The sequence below is a fragment of the uncultured Massilia sp. genome, assembly GCF_913773735.1.
Lineage (GTDB): Bacteria > Pseudomonadota > Gammaproteobacteria > Burkholderiales > Burkholderiaceae_D > Telluria.
Genome location: NZ_CAJYEB010000011.1, coordinates 1 through 19,277, shown reverse-complemented (window position 1 = coordinate 19,277; position 19,277 = coordinate 1). Strand labels below are relative to the sequence as shown.

14 protein-coding genes are annotated in these 19,277 nt (G+C 73.2%); 8 read left to right on the top strand and 6 right to left on the bottom strand.

Annotated elements, in window-relative coordinates; all coding sequences use genetic code 11:
• From QZ749_RS04865 to QZ749_RS04850, 4 genes are all read right to left on the bottom strand, one after another.
• On the bottom strand, window positions 1–1,599 hold a 1,599-nt coding region (locus tag QZ749_RS04865; protein ID WP_296943911.1), incomplete at its 3' end, for an ESPR-type extended signal peptide-containing protein.
• Between the two features lie 163 nt (window positions 1,600–1,762).
• Window positions 1,763–3,814, bottom strand: coding sequence for a tetratricopeptide repeat protein (locus QZ749_RS04860; protein ID WP_296943908.1), 2,052 nt, complete (start codon window positions 3,812–3,814; stop codon window positions 1,763–1,765).
• A gap of 68 nt (window positions 3,815–3,882) precedes the next feature.
• Window positions 3,883–5,334, bottom strand: a complete 1,452-nt coding sequence (locus QZ749_RS04855) for a M20/M25/M40 family metallo-hydrolase (RefSeq protein WP_296943906.1) — start codon at window positions 5,332–5,334, stop codon at window positions 3,883–3,885.
• Window positions 5,335–5,427: 93 nt separating this feature from the next.
• A complete protein-coding gene (locus QZ749_RS04850; protein WP_296943903.1) occupies window positions 5,428–6,570 on the bottom strand; it encodes a metallophosphoesterase in 1,143 nt (380 codons plus the stop codon).
• Window positions 6,571–6,729: 159 nt separating this feature from the next.
• On the opposite strand from QZ749_RS04850, the gene QZ749_RS04845 reads away from it, so the two are divergent.
• The 5 genes from QZ749_RS04845 (at window position 6,730) to QZ749_RS04825 (ending at window position 12,968) form a co-directional block, all read left to right on the top strand.
• Window positions 6,730–7,269, top strand: coding sequence for a YMGG-like glycine zipper-containing protein (locus tag QZ749_RS04845; protein WP_296943901.1), 540 nt, complete (start codon window positions 6,730–6,732; stop codon window positions 7,267–7,269).
• A 162-nt stretch (window positions 7,270–7,431) separates the two neighbouring features.
• The gene (locus QZ749_RS04840) at window positions 7,432–8,433 is read left to right on the top strand and encodes a protein kinase (protein ID WP_296943898.1); all 1,002 of its coding nucleotides are present in this window, start codon (window positions 7,432–7,434) and stop codon (window positions 8,431–8,433) included.
• Entirely contained in the window at window positions 8,430–10,805 is a 2,376-nt protein-coding gene (locus tag QZ749_RS04835; RefSeq protein WP_296943895.1) for an FtsW/RodA/SpoVE family cell cycle protein, read from the top strand. The genes QZ749_RS04840 and QZ749_RS04835 overlap by 4 nt, the downstream gene beginning before the upstream one ends.
• The gene (locus QZ749_RS04830) at window positions 10,771–12,504 is read left to right on the top strand and encodes a hypothetical protein (protein WP_296943893.1); all 1,734 of its coding nucleotides are present in this window, start codon (window positions 10,771–10,773) and stop codon (window positions 12,502–12,504) included. Before QZ749_RS04835 ends, QZ749_RS04830 begins: the two co-directional genes overlap by 35 nt.
• Before the next feature lie 2 nt (window positions 12,505–12,506).
• Window positions 12,507–12,968: an SH3 domain-containing protein gene (locus QZ749_RS04825; protein ID WP_296943890.1), complete on the top strand. Its 462-nt coding sequence runs from the start codon at window positions 12,507–12,509 to the stop codon at window positions 12,966–12,968.
• Here QZ749_RS04825 and QZ749_RS04820 read toward each other — a convergent pair.
• Entirely contained in the window at window positions 12,936–13,421 is a 486-nt protein-coding gene (locus QZ749_RS04820) for a GNAT family N-acetyltransferase (RefSeq protein WP_296943887.1), read from the bottom strand. The two genes, QZ749_RS04825 and QZ749_RS04820, sit on opposite strands and share 33 nt — an antisense overlap.
• 95 nt (window positions 13,422–13,516) lie before the next feature.
• Between QZ749_RS04820 and QZ749_RS04815 the strand changes: the two genes are divergently transcribed.
• From QZ749_RS04815 to QZ749_RS04805, 3 genes are all read left to right on the top strand, one after another.
• On the top strand, window positions 13,517–14,533 hold the full coding sequence (locus QZ749_RS04815) for a PP2C family serine/threonine-protein phosphatase (protein WP_296943884.1): 1,017 nt from the start codon (window positions 13,517–13,519) through the stop codon (window positions 14,531–14,533).
• Window positions 14,534–14,632: 99 nt separating this feature from the next.
• The gene (locus tag QZ749_RS04810) at window positions 14,633–16,264 is read left to right on the top strand and encodes an FHA domain-containing protein (protein WP_307726650.1); all 1,632 of its coding nucleotides are present in this window, start codon (window positions 14,633–14,635) and stop codon (window positions 16,262–16,264) included.
• Between the two features lie 425 nt (window positions 16,265–16,689).
• Entirely contained in the window at window positions 16,690–18,291 is a 1,602-nt protein-coding gene (locus QZ749_RS04805) for a methyl-accepting chemotaxis protein (protein WP_296943881.1), read from the top strand.
• Between the two features lie 42 nt (window positions 18,292–18,333).
• Here QZ749_RS04805 and QZ749_RS04800 read toward each other — a convergent pair.
• Window positions 18,334–19,277: formylglycine-generating enzyme family protein (locus tag QZ749_RS04800; RefSeq protein ID WP_296943878.1), on the bottom strand; the 944-nt coding region annotated here is incomplete at its 5' end.

Genomic DNA, 19,277 nt, shown 5'->3' with positions numbered 1-19,277 from the left:
GCTGACGGCCAGGCCGCCGGAACCGTGGATGGCGCCGGCGAATACGTCCTGGGCGTTCGACAGCGTCAGCGTCTGGCCGCCCAGCAGCACGGTGCCGGAACCGGACAGGCTGCGCACTTCGGCGCCGCTATCGGTACCAGCGATGTCGAACACGCCATTGGTGGCGACGCCGCTCGAATGGGCGATGCTGCCGCTGCCCGACAGGACCAGGGCGCCGTCCTGCGCGATGGTCGTCGCGCCGTAGTAGGTATTCTCGCCGCTGAGGACTTCGGTGCCGCCGGCGACGTGCAGGCCGCCATCGCCCTCGATCTTGCCGGCGAAGGTGCCGTCGAACGCGCTGCCGGCCTGCGTCAGCACCAGATCCTGGTTGCCCAGCACCACGGTGCCGGAACCGGACAGCGACTGCAGGTGGGTAGCGGCCGTCGCGGCGGTGGTATCGAGCACGCCCTGGTTGTCCACGCCGGCGGACAGCGCGATGCTGCCCGAACCGGACAGCGACAACGTGCCGTATTCGCCGATGACGGTCGCGCCCGTGTAGGTATTGCTGCCGCCCAGCGCCTGATTGCCGCCGTTGACGGCCAGGACGCCCGCGCCGTCGACGACCCCGGTGAATTCCTGGTAGGCGCCGGACAGGGTCAGCGCCTGGCCGCCCAGCAGCACGGTGCCGGAACCGGACAGGCTGCGCACTTCGGCGCCGCTATCGGTGCCGGCGATATCGAACGTGCCATTGTTGGCGACGCCGCTCGAATAGGCGATGCTGCCGCTGCCCGACAGGACCAGGGCGCCGTCCTGGGCGATGGTCGTCGCCCCGTAATAGGTATTCGCACCGCTCAGCACTTCGGTGCCGGCGGCGACGTGCAGCCCGCCGGCGCCGTCGATGGTGCCCGCGTAGGTGCCGGCGGCCTGCGTCAGCCTCAGGTCCTGGCCGCCCAGCAGCACGGTACCGGAGCCGGCCAGCGAGCGCACCCGCGCGCCGTCGTTGACGGCGGCGACGTCGAACACGCCGTCGTTGGACAAGCCGCTGGACAGCGCGATGCTGCCCGAGCCGGACAGGGCCAGCGTGGCCCCGCTGGCGACCGTCGTCGATCCGAGATAGGTGTTGGCGCCGCCCAGGATCTCGTAGCCGCCGTCGATGGCCAGGCCGCCGCTGCCCTGCAGCGTGCCGAGGTAAAAGCCTTCGTTGTCGCCGCGGGCCGACGTCAGCGTCAGCAACCGGTCGCCCAGCAGCACCGTGCCCGAACCCGACAGCGTCAGCAACTGCGTGCCGGCATCGGTACCGCCGATGTCGAGGACGCCGTCGTTGCGCAGCTTCCAGTTGGCGGCCGCCGCATTGGAGCCATCGCCGTCGTACAGGGATTCCTGGGTGCTGGCGGGAATCTGGTGAACGATTTCCTGGGCGACTGCCGCCAGCGGGAACAAGGCGCAGAGCGCCGCGGCCATCAGCGTGCGCGCGCCGAGGACGACCGCGCCGCCGCCCGCACCCGCGGCGCCGGCCGTCGTCTCTCCGGAAGCATCCTTGCCGTGCGCGCTGGCCGTTTCGGCGACGGCCACCAGCATATTGCGTTTCTTGTTCCAGACGAGGCGGTAAATGTGGTTCATGGATATCTATCGGGTCGAACGGCCAGCATGGGCGGAACCGATATTATCCTATGGAAATGATACCGATAGGCAATTTACCCCCACTGACTATCCGGGAGCCGTACGTCAGTGTGTCTGGAAACAACAGAATGTTACGCGTCGTTCGCGACGCATGCGCCGAATGTCACGCCTGCGCATGCCATGCCGCCAGGTCCGCGGCGACCTCGGCGACGACGCCGTCCCAGTCGCCGGGCCGCTGCTGGCGATACAGCCGCAGCACGCCCGGGTACCAGGGCGAGTCGCGGCGCCTTTCCATCCAGCGCCAGTCCGGGTGCACGGCGGGCAGCAGCACCCAGCACGGGGTGCCGAGCGCGCCCGCCACGTGGGCCACGGCGGTATCGACGCAGATCACCAGGTCGAGCTGCGCGACGATGGCGGCCGTGTCCGCGAAGTCGGCGATGTCCGCGCCCAGGTCGGGTAGCTGCGCCGGCAGATGCGCGCCCGCCTCGCCGTCCATGCCGCGCTGCAGGCTGAAGAAGGACACGCCCGGCACTGCCAGCAGCGGCGCCAGGCAGGACAGGCCGGGCAGCGAGCGGTTGGCATCGTTGACGTGGCCGCCGAAGCCGCGCCAGACCAGCCCCACGCGCGCGCCGCCGCGCGCCGCCGCGTCGAGCCGGGGACGCCAGCGCCGGATGCGCGCCGGGTCGGCGGCCAGGTAGGGTAGCGCGTCCGGGATGGTCGCCAGCGTGGTGCCGGCATGCATGGGCAGGCTCAGCGCCAGCACCCAGTAGTCGTGCGCCGGCAGGCCGGCCGCCCGGGACAGCGGCACCACCAGGTCGGCGCCGGCGGCGCCGCACAGCAGCGGCGCCAGCGCATCCTGGCAGACCAGGGTGACGCGGCGCGCGCCGAGGCCCTTCAGCAGCGGCAGGTAGCGCACGAACTGCACCTGGTCGCCGAAACCCTGCTCGGGCCAGACGACGATCGTCCGTCCGGCCAGGTCCTCGCCGCGCCATGGCGGGAACGGCAGCGCCGGCCGCGCGGCGATGGGACGCGCCAGGCGCGGGTCGTGGCGCGCCTCCATCCACGGCCAGCCCTCCTCCAGGCGGCCCTGCGCCAGCAGCAGGAAGCCCAGGTTCCAGCGCGCTTCGGGGTAGTCCGGATCGACCGCGGCGGCCTCGCGGTAGGCGCTTTCCGCCTCTTCGGCGCGGCCCGTGCGCTGCAGCAGCGCGCCCAGGTTGTTCAGCGTCTTGGCATAGCCCGGGCGCAGCGCCAGCGCGCGCCGGTATGCCTGCTCGGCGTCGGCTTCGCGGTGCAGGTACTGGTAGCCGTTGCCGAGTGAATTCAGGACTTCGGGATCGCCGGGTCGCAGCGCGGCGCAGGCCAGCAGCGCCGCTTCGGCCTCGCCGTGGCGGCGCTGCTGCGTGTACAGCAGGCCCAGGTTGTGCCAGGCGTCGGCATGGTCCGGGCGTAGCGCCAGCGCCCGGCGATAGTGGCGCTCGGCGGCATCCGGGCGGTCCACGCCGGCGTACAGCACGGCGAGGTTGTTGTGCAGTTCGGCGCTGTCCGGGCGCAGCGCCAGTGCGGCGTGGTAGCAGGCCTCGGCCTCCGGCCGGCGGCCGAGGCGCTGCAGGACGTCGGCGCGGCGCTGCAGCACGTCGGCGTCGTGCGGATCGAGCGCGGCGGCGGCGCCGAAGCGCTGCGCGGCCTCGTCCAGGCGGCCCAGCCGCTCCAGCACGACGGCCAGGTTGGCGCTGGCGCCCGCATGGCGCGGTTGCAGCGCCAGCGTGCGCTCGTGCTCGGCCGCCGACGCCGCGAATGCGCCGGCCTGCTGGAACAACAGCGCCAGATTGTAGTGGGCATCCGCGAAGCCCGGCCGCAGCGCCAGCGCGCGCCGGTAGGCCGCTTCGGCCTCGGGCCCGCGGCCCTGCTGCTGCAGCAGGATGCCCAGATTGTTCCAGCTGGGCGCGTGCGCGGGATCGCGTTGCAGCGCCAGCCGTCCATAGCGTTCGGCCTGCGCCGGGCGGCCCAGCGCGCGGGCGCAGGCGGCCGCCAGGTTCAGCGCATCGAGCGCATCGGACACGTCGAGCGCATCGGACACGTCGAGCGCATCGGGCACGCGGGGTGCGTCGCCCGCGCCGGCGTCCTCCAGCAGCCCGGCCACGGCGTCCAGCGCGCGCGCGGGTTCGCCCTGCTGGAACAGGGCGGCGGCGGCGGCGATGCGGCGGGAAGCGTCCATGGAACGTGATGGTAGCGGCGAGGCCGGCATTGTCCCACAGGCGCGCGCCGCGCGGCGAGCGCGCCGCCTTATTGCGCGGCCGGCGCCGGCATGGCCGAGACGTTCGAGCGGCCGATCGGCTGCTCCATATTGGCCAGGAACCAGGCCGTCGTCGCCATCACGGCGGCGTGGCGGCGCAGGTTGTCCGGGTCGACCTTGTCGAAGGTGTCGGCCGGGGTATGGTGGTAATTGAAATAGTCGGACGAATCGATCCACGGCTCGAAGCTGGGCACGCCGGAATCCTCCAGGGCATGCAGGTCGCCGGCGCCGATCACGTCCTCGCGGCGCAGCGCCCCCGCGCCCATCGGCTGCAGCGCGGCCTGCAGGGGCGCGAGCAGCTTGGTCGACTGCAGGCCGATGCCGGCGCGCAGGCCGAACGGCCGGCCGGAGCCGTTGTCGTCCTCGTAGGCGGCGAAGTGCTTTTCGGCCTGGGCCTTGTAGAGCGCATCGTAGGTGCGTCCGCCGCGGCCGCCGTTTTCCTCGTTCATCCAGGCCACCACGCGGATGGTGCGGCGCGGGCGGTAGTCGAGCTTCTTGAGCGTGTGGATGACTTCCATCGCGCTGACCACGCCGCTGGCGTCGTCGTTGGCGCCGGTGGCCAGGTCCCAGGAATCCAGGTGGCCGGACACCAGCACGATCTCGTCGGCCTTGTCGGTGCCGGGCCAGTCGGCGATGACGTTGAAGCTGTCGGCGTCCGGCAGCGTCTGCGGGGTCAGCGTCAGGTGCATCGTCACCGGGCCGCGCCTGGCTAGGCGCGCGATCAGCATCGCGTCCTCGATCGTGACGGCGGCGGCGGGGATGCGCGCATTGTCCTGCAGGCCGGTGGCGCCCGTATGCACGATGCGGTAAGCGGCGCCGCCGACGGCGCGCACCAGCGCGGCCGCCGCCCCCATCTCGGCCGCCATGCGCGGGCCGGCGCCGCGGAAGGCGACGGCCTGGCCGTAGGCCGGACCGGCCAGGCCGCGGTCGGCCATCTTCTGGTCGAACGGCACGTCGAACAGGACGATGCGGCCCTTGACCTCGGCCGCGCGCGCCTTCAGTTCCTCGAAGGTGCGCACCACGATCACCTGGGCCTTGATGCCGTCGGCCGGGGTCGCGCCGGAACCGCCCAGCGCGGCCAGCACCACCTTCTGGGTCACGCCTTCCGGACGGCCGGCGTAGTCCACCAGCGCCCCCGTCTCGGCGCCACGCACCCAGTGCGGTACCTTGACCGGCTGCAGCGTCACCTTGGCGCCCAGCTTGCGCATCTCGTCGGCGACCTGCTTGACGGCCGCGGCCGCGCCCGGCGAACCGGACAGGCGCGGGCCGACCAGGTCGGTCAGGTCTTCCAGGCGCTGGTAGGCATAGTCGCTCTGCAGCGCCGTATCGCGCACCTTGGCGAGCGCGGCCGGATCATTGCCCGGCGTGGCGGCATGCGCGCCGCCGCCCAGCAACGCGGCGGCAAGGAGGGTCAGGGCGGGAAGACGGGGACGGCGATTCATGCGCGGGATCCTTCAAGTGGGTCAAAGACGCCAACGATAGCGCATCCGTCCGTTTCGCGGGGAAAATTGTTGCCGTAAATATATGCCTGGTATTTATGTCATGGCGGGCACCAGCCGCACCAGGGTGATTTCGGATGGCGCGCCGAAGCGCTTCGGCGGGCCCCAGTAACCGGTGCCGCGGCTGGTGTACACCCACAGCGAGCGCAGCCGGTTCAGCCCGGCGACGAACGGTTGCTGCAGCGGCACGAACAGGTTCCACGGGAAGAACTGGCCGCCATGCGTGTGGCCGGACAATTGCAGGTCGAAGCCGGCATCGGCGGCGGCCGGCGCGCTGCGCGGCTGGTGCGCCAGCAGGATGCGCACGGCGGCGTCGACCGGGGCGCCGGACAGCGCGCGGCGCGGATCGCTGCGGTGCTCCGGATGGAACAGGTGGGCCGTGTAGTCGGTGACGCCGGCGATCACCAGTGCCGCGTCGCCGCGGCGCCGGATCACGTGTTCGTTCATCAGCACGCGCAGGCCCAGGCGGCGCAGTTCGGCGATCCACGGCTCGGCGCCGGAGTAATACTCGTGGTTGCCGGTGACAAAGAACGTGCCGTCCGGCGCCGCCAGCCGCGCCAGCGGTTCCGTGTGCAGGGCCAGGCGCTGCACGCTGCCGTCGACCAGGTCGCCCGTCACCGCGATCGCATCGGGTTTCAGCGCATTGACCTTGGTGACGATGGCGTTCAGGTAGGGACGGCGGATGGTGGGGCCGACGTGGATGTCGGAAATCTGGGCGATCGCATAGCCGTGCAGGGCGTGCGGCAAGCCGGCGATGGGCACGTCGACCCTCACGACGCGGGCGACGCGGCGGGCGTTCACGAAGCCGATGCCCGTCACGGCCAGCGCCAGCAGCGGCACGGCCAGGGCGCTGGCGCGCACGAAGGCCGGGCCGCCGGCGCCGGCCAGGTGCAGCACGACCAGCAGCCCATCGCGCAGCAGCGTCAGCACGAACAGCGAGGAAAACAGCCCCATCGCCAGCACGCCCGCCCAGCCCATCTGCTCGGACCAGCGCGAGCGGCGCAGCGTCGGCGCCACCAGGCCGATGCGCACGAGGACGGCGGAAAGCGCCAGCAACGCCGCTCCGGCCGCCATGCCGGCCACGCCGATCTCCATCGCGGGCAGTAGACGCAGGGCAAGGTAGGCATGCAGGACGGCAAGAATGATCAGGAGGGACAATCCGCTGCGTCGACGAGACATGGATTCAAGGACATGATTGACGGGATGACTAGATGGGGTGGCCTGCGCGCAGTACAAGGGTCCGCGGCCTTGTCGAAAGATATGTTACGGCCGTGAATGCAGATGTAAGAATTCGTATTAACGCGTGGCAGCGCTAGCGGCCGGGTCTATGATGCTTGCATGCCCGACGTCGTCACGATCATCCCGATCCCCGTTGCGGCTGAAGGAAAAGCCATGTTGAAAACAAAATGCTTTGGTGCGGTACTCCTGGCCGCGGCCGCCGTGTCCTCCACGGCAATGGCTAGCGATCGGGGCGTCAACACTGCCGTTGGCGCCATTGCCGGCGCGGCCATCGGCGGCAGCGTGGGCGGACGCGACGGCGCACTCGTCGGCGGCGCCATCGGCGCGGTGGTGGGCAATTCGGTGCGCACCAACGACGACTATTATTATCGCGACCGCGGTTACGTATCCTCCGGCTACTACCCGTCCGGCTATTCGTCGGGCTATTCCTCCGGCTACTACCAGCCGGCGCCGGTGTACGTGCAACCCCGTCCGGTCTACGTGGAATCGCGCCCGTACTACGCGCCGCCGCCTGCCTACTACTACGACCGCCGTCCGGGCGTCGTCGTCATCGACCGCGGCGGCCGCGGCTGGGATCGCCACGACCGTGGCTGGGACCGCCACGACCGCGGCCATGGCGGCTGGGGTCATCACCGCTGATCCATCCCGTTCCCCACAACCGCGCCCCGAGCGCGGTTTTTTATTGCCCAAAACCGGGCTCTGACCCCGGCTCTGACCCCGGTTTGATGTTTCGCAGGTTTTTCGGTGTCCCCCGGCTAGGGTGGTGCGGCGGCGGGTGGCCGTTGCGGATGGGAGACGTGGATGGCGGATGCGGGCGATATCGTGGCACTGGAGGGCGCGGCCTGGCGCTTGTGCGAGCGGCTGGCGGGGTCCAGTTACGGGGTCGTGTGGCGCGCCGAGTCGCTGGGCGGGGGGGCGCCGGCTGCGCTCAAGCTCGTCAACCACGAGCAGATGGCGCTCGCGCTGCCGCCGCAGCGGGCGCGCTGGAGCGCCAGCGCCGAGGCCGAGATCGCCTTCCTGCGCGCCCTGCAGCCCTGGGACCGCCGCCACATCGTGCGCCTGCTCGACAGCGGGATGCACGACGGCCAGCCTGCGCTGGCGTTGGAACTGCTCGACGGCGACCTGGCGCGCCACCTGGCCGGCCTGCGCGCGCAGGGCGCGGCCGTCGACTGCCTGCAGGCGCTGGACTGGACCGGCCAGGTCAACCAGGCGCTCGCCAAGGTGCACCAGTACGGCTGGCGCTACCTCGACCTGAAGCCGTCGAACCTGCTGCTCGACGCCGGCAGCAAGACCCTCAAGCTGGCCGATTTCGGCACCAACCGTCCGCTCCTCGACGCGTCCGCCCACTCCTACGCCGGCACCGCCGGCTGGCAGGCGCCCGAGCAGTTCTTCCCCGACGCCGCCGACCGCTACCACACCGACGCGCGCAGCGATTACTTCGCCCTCGGCGCCCTGCTCTACCACCTCGTCACCGGCGCCGTGCTGCGCCATGGCGCGCGCTGCGCCCAGGCCCGGCGCGCGCACGGCAATGCGGCCGCCGCGCAGCTGCTGGCCGCGCACGGCGCGCGTCCGGACACGCTGGCGCCGGACGAAGCCGCGCACTTCACCCGCGCCGCGCTCGGCGACGCCGGCCACGCCGGCCCCGCGCACGCCGCCTTGCTCGCCCTGCTGCGCGCCCTGCTCGCCCCGGACCCGTGCCAGCGTCCGCGCCACGCCCTCGAGATCAGCCGCCTGCTCGCCGCCGCCACCGACGCCGTGCGCGTCCACGCCGGCGCCCGTCCGACGACGAGGGCCGCCGCATGAACACCGCCCTGCGCCTGTCCGCCCGCGCCCTCGCCGCGGCCGCGCTGCTGCTGGCCTGCGCGCTGCAACTGCTGGCCGTGCTGCGCGCGCCCGCCGCCTGGATGCCCGACCAGATCACGGTCACGCTGGCGCGCGGCGCCGCCATCACGCTGGGCCGCGAGGCGTTGGCCGCGCCGCTGGCCGACGACGGGCAGGTGCGCCTGCGGCGCGATGCCGACGGCGCCTGGTGGCTGGCCAACGCCGGCGCCGCGCGCCTGCTGCTGCAGGACGGCGACGTGCGCCGCCGCAGCGGCAGCGTGGCGCCGGCCGCCGGACAACGCTTCCAGCTGGGCGCCGCCACGTTCGCGGTCGCCGTGGCAAACGAAGACGGCGTCGAGCTGACCGCGCCCGGCACCCGCTGGCACTTCGACGGCGCGTTGCTGCGGCGCGACGGCGCGGTGCAGCCGGCCTGTCCGGACGCACGCATCGGCGCCCGCCTGGCCGCGCTGTGGAACCGCGTCGCGCCCGGTGCGCTGGCGCTGGCGCGGCCGCTGGTCTTCGGCGGCAACCTCGATTGCGGCAACCGCATCGCCATCGCCGGCCTGCCGGCGCCCGCCGCGACCCTCGCGCGCGAACACGGCGCCCTGCTGCTGGCCGCCGCCACCGGCCCGGACGCCGCGCCGCTGCTGCTGCACGAGGGCGGCCGCGCGGGCCTGCTGGCGCAGCGCGAGGAACGCCTGGCGCCGGCGCCCGGCCAGGCGCTGGTCGCCGGCCGCACGCGCTTGCTGCTCGCACCGAACGGCGACGTGCTGCACCTGCGCCCGGTGAGCGGCGTCGCGCTGTACCATGAGGCGCGCGCCCGCCTGCCCGAGGGCGTGGCCTGGACCTGGACCGAGCGCGCGCCGTGGCGCCTGCCGCCGGCCGCGCACGTCCCGCTGCTGGCCGCGCTGGTCCTGGCCCTGGCGGCCGCCGGCGCCGCCATGGCCGCCGGCGGACGGCGCGCGGGCCGCCCGCCGTGGACCGCGCGGGCCGGTGCGGCCCTGCGCGCCGGCGCCGGCGTGCTGCTGCTGGCCTGCGGCCTGATCCAGCTGTGGCTGCAGCGCAGCGGCGCGCCGGCCGGCGCCGGCCTGGCGCTGGTTCCGGCCTGGGCCGCGCTGTGGTGCGCGCTGCTGGCCCCGCGCCGCCTCGATCCTGCCCTCGCCGCCGCCGTGCTGCTGCTGGCCGTCGGCCTGCTGGCCCAGCTCGAACTGGGCCTGGGCGCGGGCGACACGTCCTGGCTGCGCCACGCGGGCAAGACGGCGGCCATGATCGCACTGGGCACCGGCGCCTGCCTGCTCGCAGCCTTCGTACGCCCGGCGCTGCCGCCGGCCCAGGCGCGCGTCGAACTGGCGCTGCTGGCGCTGACGGGCGTGGCGCTGGCCGGCCTGGTGCTGCAGGTGGCGTTCGGCAGCGAAACCGGCGTGTTCGACCTGCAGCCGGTGGAGTTCGCCAAGCTGGCGCTAGCCCTGCTCAGCGCCCACTGCCTGGCGCTGGCCACGGCAAGCCAGCCGGTGCCCGGCGGCGCCTGGCGGCGCGCGCTGCGCCTGGTGGCGCCGGCCCTGCTGTTCATGCTGCTGCTGGCCGTGGCCGTGGTGCAGGTCGACGACTACTCGCCGCTGGTGCTGCTGGCCGTGTGGGGCGGCGCGATGGCGCTGGCGCAGGCGCTGGCCACGCGCCAGCGCCTGGTTGCCTGCCTGCTGCTGGCCGGCGCCGCCAGCGCGGTGCTGGGCGTGGCGCTGCTGCGCGACGCGGGGCCGGCCGAGATCGCGCGCTGGGATTTCTATGCCGACCGCTTCCTGGTCTGGCTCGACCCGGCCGGCCATCCGCACACCGGCCAGCAGGTGCTGCTGGGCGCGCGCGCCATCGCCGAGGGCGGCTGGTGGGGCCTGGACGGCATGCTCGGCCTGGGCGCGCCGGGGCCGGGGGCCGCGCTGCGCATCCCGGCCGTGCAGGACGACTTCGCGCCCGCGTTCTTCCTGAACCGCCACGGCCTGGCCGGCGCGCTGGTGCTGTGGCTGCTGCAGGCGCTGCTGCTGGCCGGCCTGCTGCGCCTGGCGCTGCGCTGCTGGCTGGACGGCGGGCGCGCGCGCGACTTCCGCCGCTCGTGGCTGGCGCGCTTTCGCTGCTTCTTCCTGGCCGGCGGCGCCGCCTTCGTGTTCGGCCACGTGCTGCTGTCCTGGGGCACCAACCTCGCCATCTTCCCGGTGATGGGCCAGCCGATGAGTTTTCTCTCGGCCGGCGGCTCGCATCTGCTGTTTTTCATCTTCCCCCTGCTAGGCTTCGCTGCCGCCAGCAGCCATACTTTAGAGGAGAACGACCATGCCGCGCACCATGCCGACCTACGTACAACATGAAGCCCTGGGCCGTGTCGAGGATGTGTTCGACGCCGACGCGCTGTGGCGCGCGCCCGGCCTGGCCCTGTTCTCGCGCCGCCCGCTGCTGCGCGACCTGCTGGAACGCGCGCCGCGCGAGCAGCGCGGCCGCGCCGCCACCCGCTGCTTCTCGCACGTGACGCTGGTGCTGCCGCAGGAAGACGTCGACGACGACCGCCACCTGACCCGCGGCGCGCGCGCGCGCGACCTGGCCCAGGGCCTGGCGGCGCTGCACCAGAAGGATTTCGGCGACCTGCTCGGCGGCGACGAGGTGCGCTACCAGGTGGTCGGCGCCGAGCGCCTGGAGCCGGGCGAGGTCGAAGTGAAGTTCGGCCATGCCGTCTACCTGCCCGCGCCCGGCGAACCGCTGCAGTACACGGTGGCCGTCTCGCGCGACAGCGCGGTCTGGAAGACCGTCTGCGCGATCTACCCGAACCAGCGCCTGACCGTCCTCGGCCAGGACGAATCCGGCGCCACCTGCGCGGCGCCCGGCTGGCCGTTCGGCACCGAGGGCGCGGTCCTGCTGATCAACGACGGCCCCGGCACCCCGCTCGAGGTGCAGGTGCGCCCGAAGGACGCCTTCGAATGCAGCCACGATGCGGCCGCCGGCTACTGGGCGATCCGTTCGCGGCGCGGCGCGGTCGACGCCACCGGGGCGCCGCTGCGCCTGCTGCTGCGCGTCGCGCCGTCCGCCGCCGCTTCTGCCAACGCGTCTGCCAACGCCTCTGCCGCCGCGTCTGCGATGACTTCCGCAGCCTCCGCCTCGCTCGCCGCCCGCGCCCCCGCGGCCAACCCCGCCACCGGCCCCGCCCCCGTGGCCCCAGCGCCCCACCCGGCCGCGCCCGCGGCGGCGCGCCCGATCGGTCCCGGCCCCGTGCCGCCGGCGCCGGCGGCGCTCCTTGCGCCGGGATCCGCGCGCCCGGCCGTGTGGAAGGCGCGCACGCTCCCCGGGGCCGAGATGACGGCCGTGCCGCTGGCCGTGCGGCCCGCGCCCGCGGCGGCGCCGGAAAGCGAGGCGACCTACGCGCCGCTGGCGCGCCAGCGCGTGGCCCTGGCCGCCCTGGCGCTGCCGCGCCTGTCGCGCTACCGCGAGACCGGCGCGCGCATCCTCGAGGTCGGCCTGGACCGCGCCTTCGCGCCGGTGGCGCCGGGCGCCGACGCGCTGATCGGCTTTGCCGTCGACGAGCAGGACGACCTGCACGCCGTCACCGCCGCCGGCCGCGAGCGCATCGCCGCCCCCACCACCTTCAGCCCCGTCGACGGCGCCCGCATCGAGCTGCTGGACCCCGCCCCGGCGCTGGCCGAGCGCTACGCCGCCCTGCTGCGCCTGCCCCGGCCGCCGGCGCTGCCGGTGGCGCCCGGCGTGCGCTGCGCGTTCGGGCGCGGCACGCCGGTACTGGCCGCGCTGCGCGTGCTGGACTCGCCGCGCTTCCTGAACGGCGGCCTGGATGCCGCCTCCAGCGCCGACCGCCTCGGCCTGTCGCGCAGCGCCTTCAGCTTCGAGGCCGACGCCGACGGCTGGCGCATCGCGCGGCTGTCGGCGACGCAGGCGCTGTACCACCTCGACGACCAGCTCGGCTTCGTCGCCGCGATCGGCGACGCGACGCCGGAGCAGCCCTACCGCCTGCCGCCCGGCCACCACCTCGTCGCCGGCCACTACGTGCTGCGCTTCGACGCATGAGCATGGCGACCGACTGGGCCGCCGTGGCACTGCCATGGGCGGCCGCGCTGGCGCTGACCCTGGCGCTGGCCGCCTGGCTGACGCCGCGCGCCTGGTGGCGCCGCCCCAACCTGCGCGCGCTGGCCGTCGTCGCCGCCGGCACGCTGGGCCTCGGCAGCCTGTTCGGCGCCCTGGCCGGCGGCCACGCCGCGCCCGCCGCCGCCCCGCCGCCGCCGGTCCAGGCGGCGGCCGCGGCGCCCGCCGCCGGTGCCGACTACCGCGTCATCGACGAACTGAACCTGCGCGACGGCACCGGCACCGGCGCGCGCCGGCTGCAGGTGCTGGCGGCGGGCACCCGGGTGACGGCGACCGGGGAGGCACGCCAGGACTGGTGGCGCGTGCGCGCGCGCGTCGATGGACGGAACGTGGAAGGCTGGGCCAGCAGCCTGTGGCTACGGCGCGCCGACGAGCGGCACGCCCGCTGAGCCGCGCCGCATCGGGTTGTACGGCACGCGCGCGTGCTGCGTCGGCGCCGTCCGCTCGAAGCCGAGCGCGGCGTAGAACGGCACCGCCGCATTCGACGCGTTCACGGTGAACACGCCCGCATGGCCGCCGTCCGCCGCCAGCGCCGCCGCGCGCGCCGCCTCCCACAGCCGGCGCGCCACGCCCTGGCGCCGGCGCGACCGGTCGACGAACAGGTGGAACACGTGGCTGTGCCCGCGCAGGCCGATGAAGCCGGCCACGTCGCCGCGCGCGAGCGCGACGTGGTAGACGAAGCCGGCGTCGAGGTTGCGGCGCAGTCCGGCCTCGTCGTGCTCGGCCAGGAAGGCGGCGGCATCCTCGGCGCTGGATTCGTGCAGGATGGCCTCCTCGGCGGCGCGGCGCAGCAGCGCGGCGCAGGCGGGGAGGTCGGCGGGTCGGACAAGGCGGATCTGCATGGCATGGACCGGGGAAGCGGGTCCGTCACGATAGCACGGAAAACACCCGTCTAATCGTGGCTTGGCATTCTGGCATTTGCGGTTAGAGTAACGCCATGTCCAGCGCCGCCCTCCATTTACCGTCCGACCAGGCCGATCCGGCCATTCCTTTCCGCCTGCGCATCGGCGCATGCGACGTGGCCGCCTGCTCGCGGCGCGGCGCCGGCCCGCGCCTGCGCGAGGAAAACCAGGACAACCTCGTGGTGGTCGACGGCACCGGCATGGCCACCTGGCTCGCCGGGCAACGCCTGCAGCGGCGCCGGCTGGCGGGCTGGCCCCCCGGCCATGCGCGCCTGGCCGTGCTGGACGGGATGGGCGGCCATGGCCATGGCCGCGAGGCCGCCGAGGCGGTGGCCGCCGGCCTGCTGGCGCTGCCGCCCTGCCGCGACGGCGCCGCGCTGGCGCATGCCCTCGACGCCCTGCATGCCGACCTGCAGCGCGACTTCGACGCGATCGCGGGCAGCGCCGGGCCGCGTCCCGGCACCACGCTGACCATGCTGGAATGGGCACCGCACGCGGCCCCGCTGCTGTACCACGTGGGCGATTCGCGCCTGTACGAAATCACTGCCGCGCGCGTGACGCCGCTGACCGTCGACCACGTTCCCGCCACCGCCTGCGCGCTGGGCGGCGCGCTCGACGAGGCCGGATGGTGGACGCAGGTGCACGGCGAGCACCGCCCGCAGCTGTCGCAGGCGTTCATCCTCGGCAACGCCTTCGCCGATCCGGCGCGCCTGGCCGATCCGCTGTTCGCACTGACGGCAGCCAGGCTGCCGCCCTGGCTGGCGCACATGGCCGACCGGCGCGCGCTGGCGCTGCAGCCGGGCGCGACCTACCTGCTGGCCACCGACGGGCTGTGGTCCTGCTCGGACCCGTACGGCTGGGCCGGACAATGGCCACAACTGCTCGGCGCCGCCACGGATGCCGATGCCGCCACGATGCTGGCCGCGCTGCTGGACGCCTACGACGCCCATCCCGCGGCCTTTTTCCATCCCGACAACGTCACCGCGATCCTGCTGCGCATACCCGGCGCGGGTGCGCAGGCGCGCGACGAGACGGTCTTGCCGGTCGCATGAAGCGCGTTGCGAAACGATGCATTTGAGAAAAAAGTATTGTCGAAGATTGAATATCGCGCGCCACGCTGCGTTACAATCGCGTAAGCTGGGCCCGACACCGTGACCAGCAACGCCACCGATCGCCGCCACATGGAACGCTGCAGCAGCCCTGCCCACCCGCATTGCACCGTCTGGGTCGAACCCGGCGCGGATGCGTGCGCGCATGGCCATCTGCAGGCGCGCGCCGCCGCCGATGCCGCCAATACCGCCAATGCCGCCAATGCGCTGGGCTCCAGCTTCGAGATGCTGGCGCGCCTGCGCGCCGGCCGCGACACCGCCGACGCGATCCGCCCGCGCACCGGGCATGCCCTGCCGTCCCACGCGGCCGCCCGCCCGCACCTGCACGTCAGCGGCTTCGACCCGCGCGCGGCCGGCGGGCGCCATGCGCTCAAGCTGGAATTGCGCGGCATGCCGGCCGACACGCCGTCCCGGCTGACGCTGCTGCTGCAATCCGACCTGCTGCCGGCCGGCGGCGCGCGCCAGCAACTGGTGCGCAGCCTGCGCGGCGACTGGCGCCCGCTGTTCGTCGACTTTTCCTCGCGCGGGCGCGAGCACGGCCAGTACCGCATCGAGGCCGAGCTGCATGCGCACGGCGATGCCGGCGCCGACCGCCCGGCGCGCACCTGGGTGGCCACGCTGGTGCTGCTGGTGCCGCGCGCCGACGCCTCGCTGGGCGAGATCCACCAGACCTTCCTCTCGACCCACAAGAACGTGCGCATCAGCGCCGACGACGGCTCCATCGCGCGCCTGCACGGCCTGGATGCCGGCGGTCCGATGGACATCGACATCCGCGCGCGCAACGCCGCCATCGCCCAGCTGCACTTCGATGCCGCGCACGCCGCCGGCAGCGGCGGGCGCATCGCCGTCGGCCTGCCGACGCTGGCCTGGGACGAGGACCTGATCGAGATCGACCTGCCGGACGCGCGCGCCCATCCTGCCCCGGCGTCGACCGGCTGCATCGTGCATGCGGAACCGGACGCCGGCGCCCAGCGCCACATGCGCCTGTTCGCCCTCGAGGAATGCGTGCTGGGCCGCTTCGAGACGGTCGGCGCCCAGGCCGACCTGCTGCTGCAGCACCATGACGACCACGGTCCGCAGCGCGACGGCCTGACACGCCGGTTGTCCGGGCGCCATGCCGTGATCCGCGCCGTCGTCCAGAACGGCCAGGCCGGCTTCGAGATCGAGGACGTGTCCCGCTACGGCCTGCTGGTGGACGGCGTCTGGCCCGGCAAGCACGTGCCGGTGCCGCTACGCCTCGGCATGCGCATCGAGCTCACCGCCAGCATCCGCGGCGTGGTCACGCTGGTCGTCAGCGCGCTGCTGGCCCATGCGGTGGTGCTGCACCGCGTGGACGCGGGCGGCGCGGCCGAATCCTTCATGCTGCTGGCGCCGGGCACGATGCCGGACGACGACCGGGCCGTGGCGCCGGGCGCTGCCGCCGGGCGCCTGCAGGGCGCGCTGCCGCGCGCGGCCGGGCTGCCGCTGCTGTTCCATCGCGACGGCGGCTTCTGGCACCGCGACCGCGCGACCGGCCAGGACACGCCGCTGGCGCCGTCCACCCTGCTCGACCGCCTGGCCGGATTCCATGGGCGGGTGCGCTTCGCCGCCGGCCCGCGCCCCGAGGACTGGACCGTGCGCGCCCCCGCCGGCGACCGCCGCCGCGCGCCGCCGTCCGTGCTGCACGACGCCTGAGCGCCGCGCGCTCAGCGCAGCGCCAGCGCCAGGAAGGCCAGGCCGCAGCCGGCCAGCAACGCGGCCAGCAATCCAAACACGATCGCCGGCGCCCGCAGGTGCTCGGGAATGCGCATGCTCCGCTCCTCGTCGATGGTGCCTCGTCCAGTCCATGGCATGGTGACGCCGGCATGGCGAAATGTCATGCAGCCGCGACGGCAAAAGTTGCTGTTTTATCTTGAATCCGCAGGTGGCGGCCACGATTTCGTTGTGATGACGCAACCAGGCGCACGCCAACGCACCGTCACGGCCCATCATAAGTTGCATCGTGGAAATTAAAGCGCTACAGTTCGCTCCTGCCCATGCCGGCGCCAGACCGGCGGTATCCGAGAGCAACCCGTTTTCCCACCAGGCGACGCCACGCGCGCCCCTCTTCCAAGATACTCATGACCAGTTCATTGACGCTTCGCTTCCGCCTGATCGCCACCATGGCGATCCTCGGCCTGATCATCCTCGCCAACGGCCTGCTGGGCATCTACGGCATCCGTTCGACCACCGCGGCCCTCGAGGACACGTACGGCAACCAGATGCAGTCGATCATCGCGCTCGGCGAGGCGAAGAACTTCCTGAGCCGCGCGCGCTTCAACCTCGACCGCGCCGTGCTGCACCCGGATTCCCCGGACATCGGCAAGACCATCGACCGCATGGAAAGCTTCATCAAGGATGCGGACCGGTCGTGGGCCGCCTACCTGGCGCTGCCCCGCAACGCCGAGGAAGACGCGCTGGCGAAGATCGTCGCCGACAAGCGCGGCGCCTACATCGACAACGGCATGCGCGCGCTGAGCGCCGCGGTGCGCCAGCAGGACACGGACAAGATCGAAGCCCTGTTCATGAAGCAGATGCAGGCCGCGTACGGCGAGTTCAACACGGCCTCGGCCAAGCTGGACGCCTACCAGGTCGGCTCGGCCAGGAGCAGCTACGAGGCGAGCCAGGCGCTGGCCGCCCGCATCTACAACACGGCGATCGCCGCGATCGTGCTGGGCGCGCTGCTGATCGTCGTGTCGACGTTCACGCTGCTGCGTTCGATCATGCGTCCGCTGGACCGGGTGCTGGGCCACTTCGACGCCATGGCCAGGGGCGACCTGTCGGGCGAGATCGCGGTCGACCGTCGCGACGAGATGGGCAGGCTGCTGCGCGGCCTGGCCGACATGCAGCGCCAGCTGTCCGCGACCGTGCGCAGCGTGCGCGATAGCAGCGCGTCGATCGCCACCGCCTCCGGCGAGATCGCGGCCGGCAACCTGAACCTGTCGAGCCGCACCGAGCAGCAGGCCGGCAGCCTGGAAGAAACCGCATCCTCGCTGGAAGAGCTGACGTCGACCGTCAAGCAGAATGCCGACAATGCGCGCCAGGCCAACCAGCTGGCGCTGTCGGCGTCGGAAGTCGCCGTGCGCGGCGGCCAGATCGTCAGCGAAGTCGTGTCGACGATGGGCAGCATCAACACCTCGTCGAAGAAGATCGTCGACATCATCAGCGTGATCGACGGCATCGCCTTCCAGACCAATATCCTGGCGCTGAACGCCGCGGTCGAAGCCGCGCGCGCCGGCGAACAGGGCCGCGGCTTCGCCGTGGTCGCCGGCGAGGTGCGCAACCTGGCGCAGCGCTCGGCCGCCGCCGCCAGGGAAATCAAGGAATTGATCACCAACTCGGTCGCCAACGTCGACGCCGGCGCCCAGCTGGTCGACAAGGCCGGCGCCACCATGGACGACATCGTGTCGAGCGTGGCGCGCGTGACCGACATCATGGCCGAGATCATGGCCGCCGGCGAAGAACAGGGCGCGGGCATCGAGCAGATCAACCAGGCCATCGCCCAGATGGACCAGGTCACCCAGCAGAACGCCGCGCTGGTCGAGGAGGCGGCCGCCGCCGCCGACTCGCTGCAGGAACAGGCGCAGGGCCTGGCGCACCTGGTCGATACCTTCCGCCTCGACGGCGGCCATGGCGCGCAGCGCCCCGGCCAGCCGCGCGCGCTGCCGGCGCTGGCGGCCTGACGCCGGCCCGGCCGGCGCCGCCTTCGCCGGGGCGGCGCCGCGCTACATCAGTTCCCGCACCACCCTGAAACCCACGATGTCGTTCGACAGGACCGCCGAGAACCCGTTGCGCAGCGCCGAGCGCAGGTAACGCGGGTTGTACAGCCAGGAGCCGCCGCGCAGGATGCGGCGCACCTGGTCGCCGCCCTCTTCCCAGGCGCTGCCGTCGGCCGGCGCCCCCTCGTAGTTGTCGTGCACGACGTCCTGGACCCATTCCCAGACGTTGCCGTGCATGTCGAACAGGCCCCAGGCGTTCGGCGGGAAGGTGCCGACCGCCGTGGTGCCGCGCCGGTATTCGCCGCGCGGGCCGCCGTTGTAGGTGAAGTTGCCGTCGTAGTTGGCCTGCTCGCTGGTGATGGTGTCGCCGAACGAGAACGCCGTGGTCGTGCCGGCGCGGCAGGCGTATTCCCATTCCGCCTCGCTGGGCAGGCGGTAGGTCCGGCCGGTGGCCTCCGACAGCCAGCGCGCATAACGCAGCGCATCGAACCAGTTCACGCCCACCACCGGATGGCGCTCGCCCTGGGCGAAGCCGGGCGCATCCCAGTCGACTTCGCCGCCCTGGGTCCAGCCGGTCGCGCGCACGAACGCGCGCCACTCGCCCACCGTCACCGGATAGCGGCCCATCGCCACCGGCCGCTCGATCCCGACCCAGTGCTGCGGCAGCTCGCGCGCCAGCCAGGCGCGCTGGGCCCCGGCGGCCATCGCGATCGCGCGTTCGTGCTCGGGAGACCCCATCTGGAAGCGCCCGGTCGGCAGCAGCACCAGTTCCGGCCCCTTGCCGGCACCGTCCAGGAAGCGGTCGCGCAGCACGCCTTCGATCTCCAGCGGCGGCGCCGGTGCCGCCGGTGCCGCCGACTTGGCGTCGTCCGCGGTAGGCGGCGCGAGGTCCGCCGCCGGAAGCGCGGCGGCTGCGGCCGGCGCGGCAACGGCCGCCGGCGCCGCCTGCG

What these genes read in the sequence shown, in the direction of transcription:
- QZ749_RS04805 (WP_296943881.1), top strand. Translation starts at nt 16,690, where the DNA reads ATGACCAGTTCATTGACGCTTCGCTTCCGCCTGATCGCCACCATGGCG.
- QZ749_RS04850 (WP_296943903.1), bottom strand. Translation starts at nt 6,570, where the DNA reads ATGTCTCGTCGACGCAGCGGATTGTCCCTCCTGATCATTCTTGCCGTC.
- QZ749_RS04820 (WP_296943887.1), bottom strand. Translation starts at nt 13,421, where the DNA reads ATGCAGATCCGCCTTGTCCGACCCGCCGACCTCCCCGCCTGCGCCGCG.
- QZ749_RS04860 (WP_296943908.1), bottom strand. Translation starts at nt 3,814, where the DNA reads ATGGACGCTTCCCGCCGCATCGCCGCCGCCGCCGCCCTGTTCCAGCAG.
- QZ749_RS04855 (WP_296943906.1), bottom strand. Translation starts at nt 5,334, where the DNA reads ATGAATCGCCGTCCCCGTCTTCCCGCCCTGACCCTCCTTGCCGCCGCG.
- QZ749_RS04835 (WP_296943895.1), top strand. Translation starts at nt 8,430, where the DNA reads ATGAACACCGCCCTGCGCCTGTCCGCCCGCGCCCTCGCCGCGGCCGCG.
- QZ749_RS04845 (WP_296943901.1), top strand. Translation starts at nt 6,730, where the DNA reads ATGCCCGACGTCGTCACGATCATCCCGATCCCCGTTGCGGCTGAAGGA.
- QZ749_RS04815 (WP_296943884.1), top strand. Translation starts at nt 13,517, where the DNA reads ATGTCCAGCGCCGCCCTCCATTTACCGTCCGACCAGGCCGATCCGGCC.
- QZ749_RS04825 (WP_296943890.1), top strand. Translation starts at nt 12,507, where the DNA reads ATGGCGACCGACTGGGCCGCCGTGGCACTGCCATGGGCGGCCGCGCTG.
- QZ749_RS04830 (WP_296943893.1), top strand. Translation starts at nt 10,771, where the DNA reads ATGCCGCGCACCATGCCGACCTACGTACAACATGAAGCCCTGGGCCGT.
- QZ749_RS04840 (WP_296943898.1), top strand. Translation starts at nt 7,432, where the DNA reads ATGGCGGATGCGGGCGATATCGTGGCACTGGAGGGCGCGGCCTGGCGC.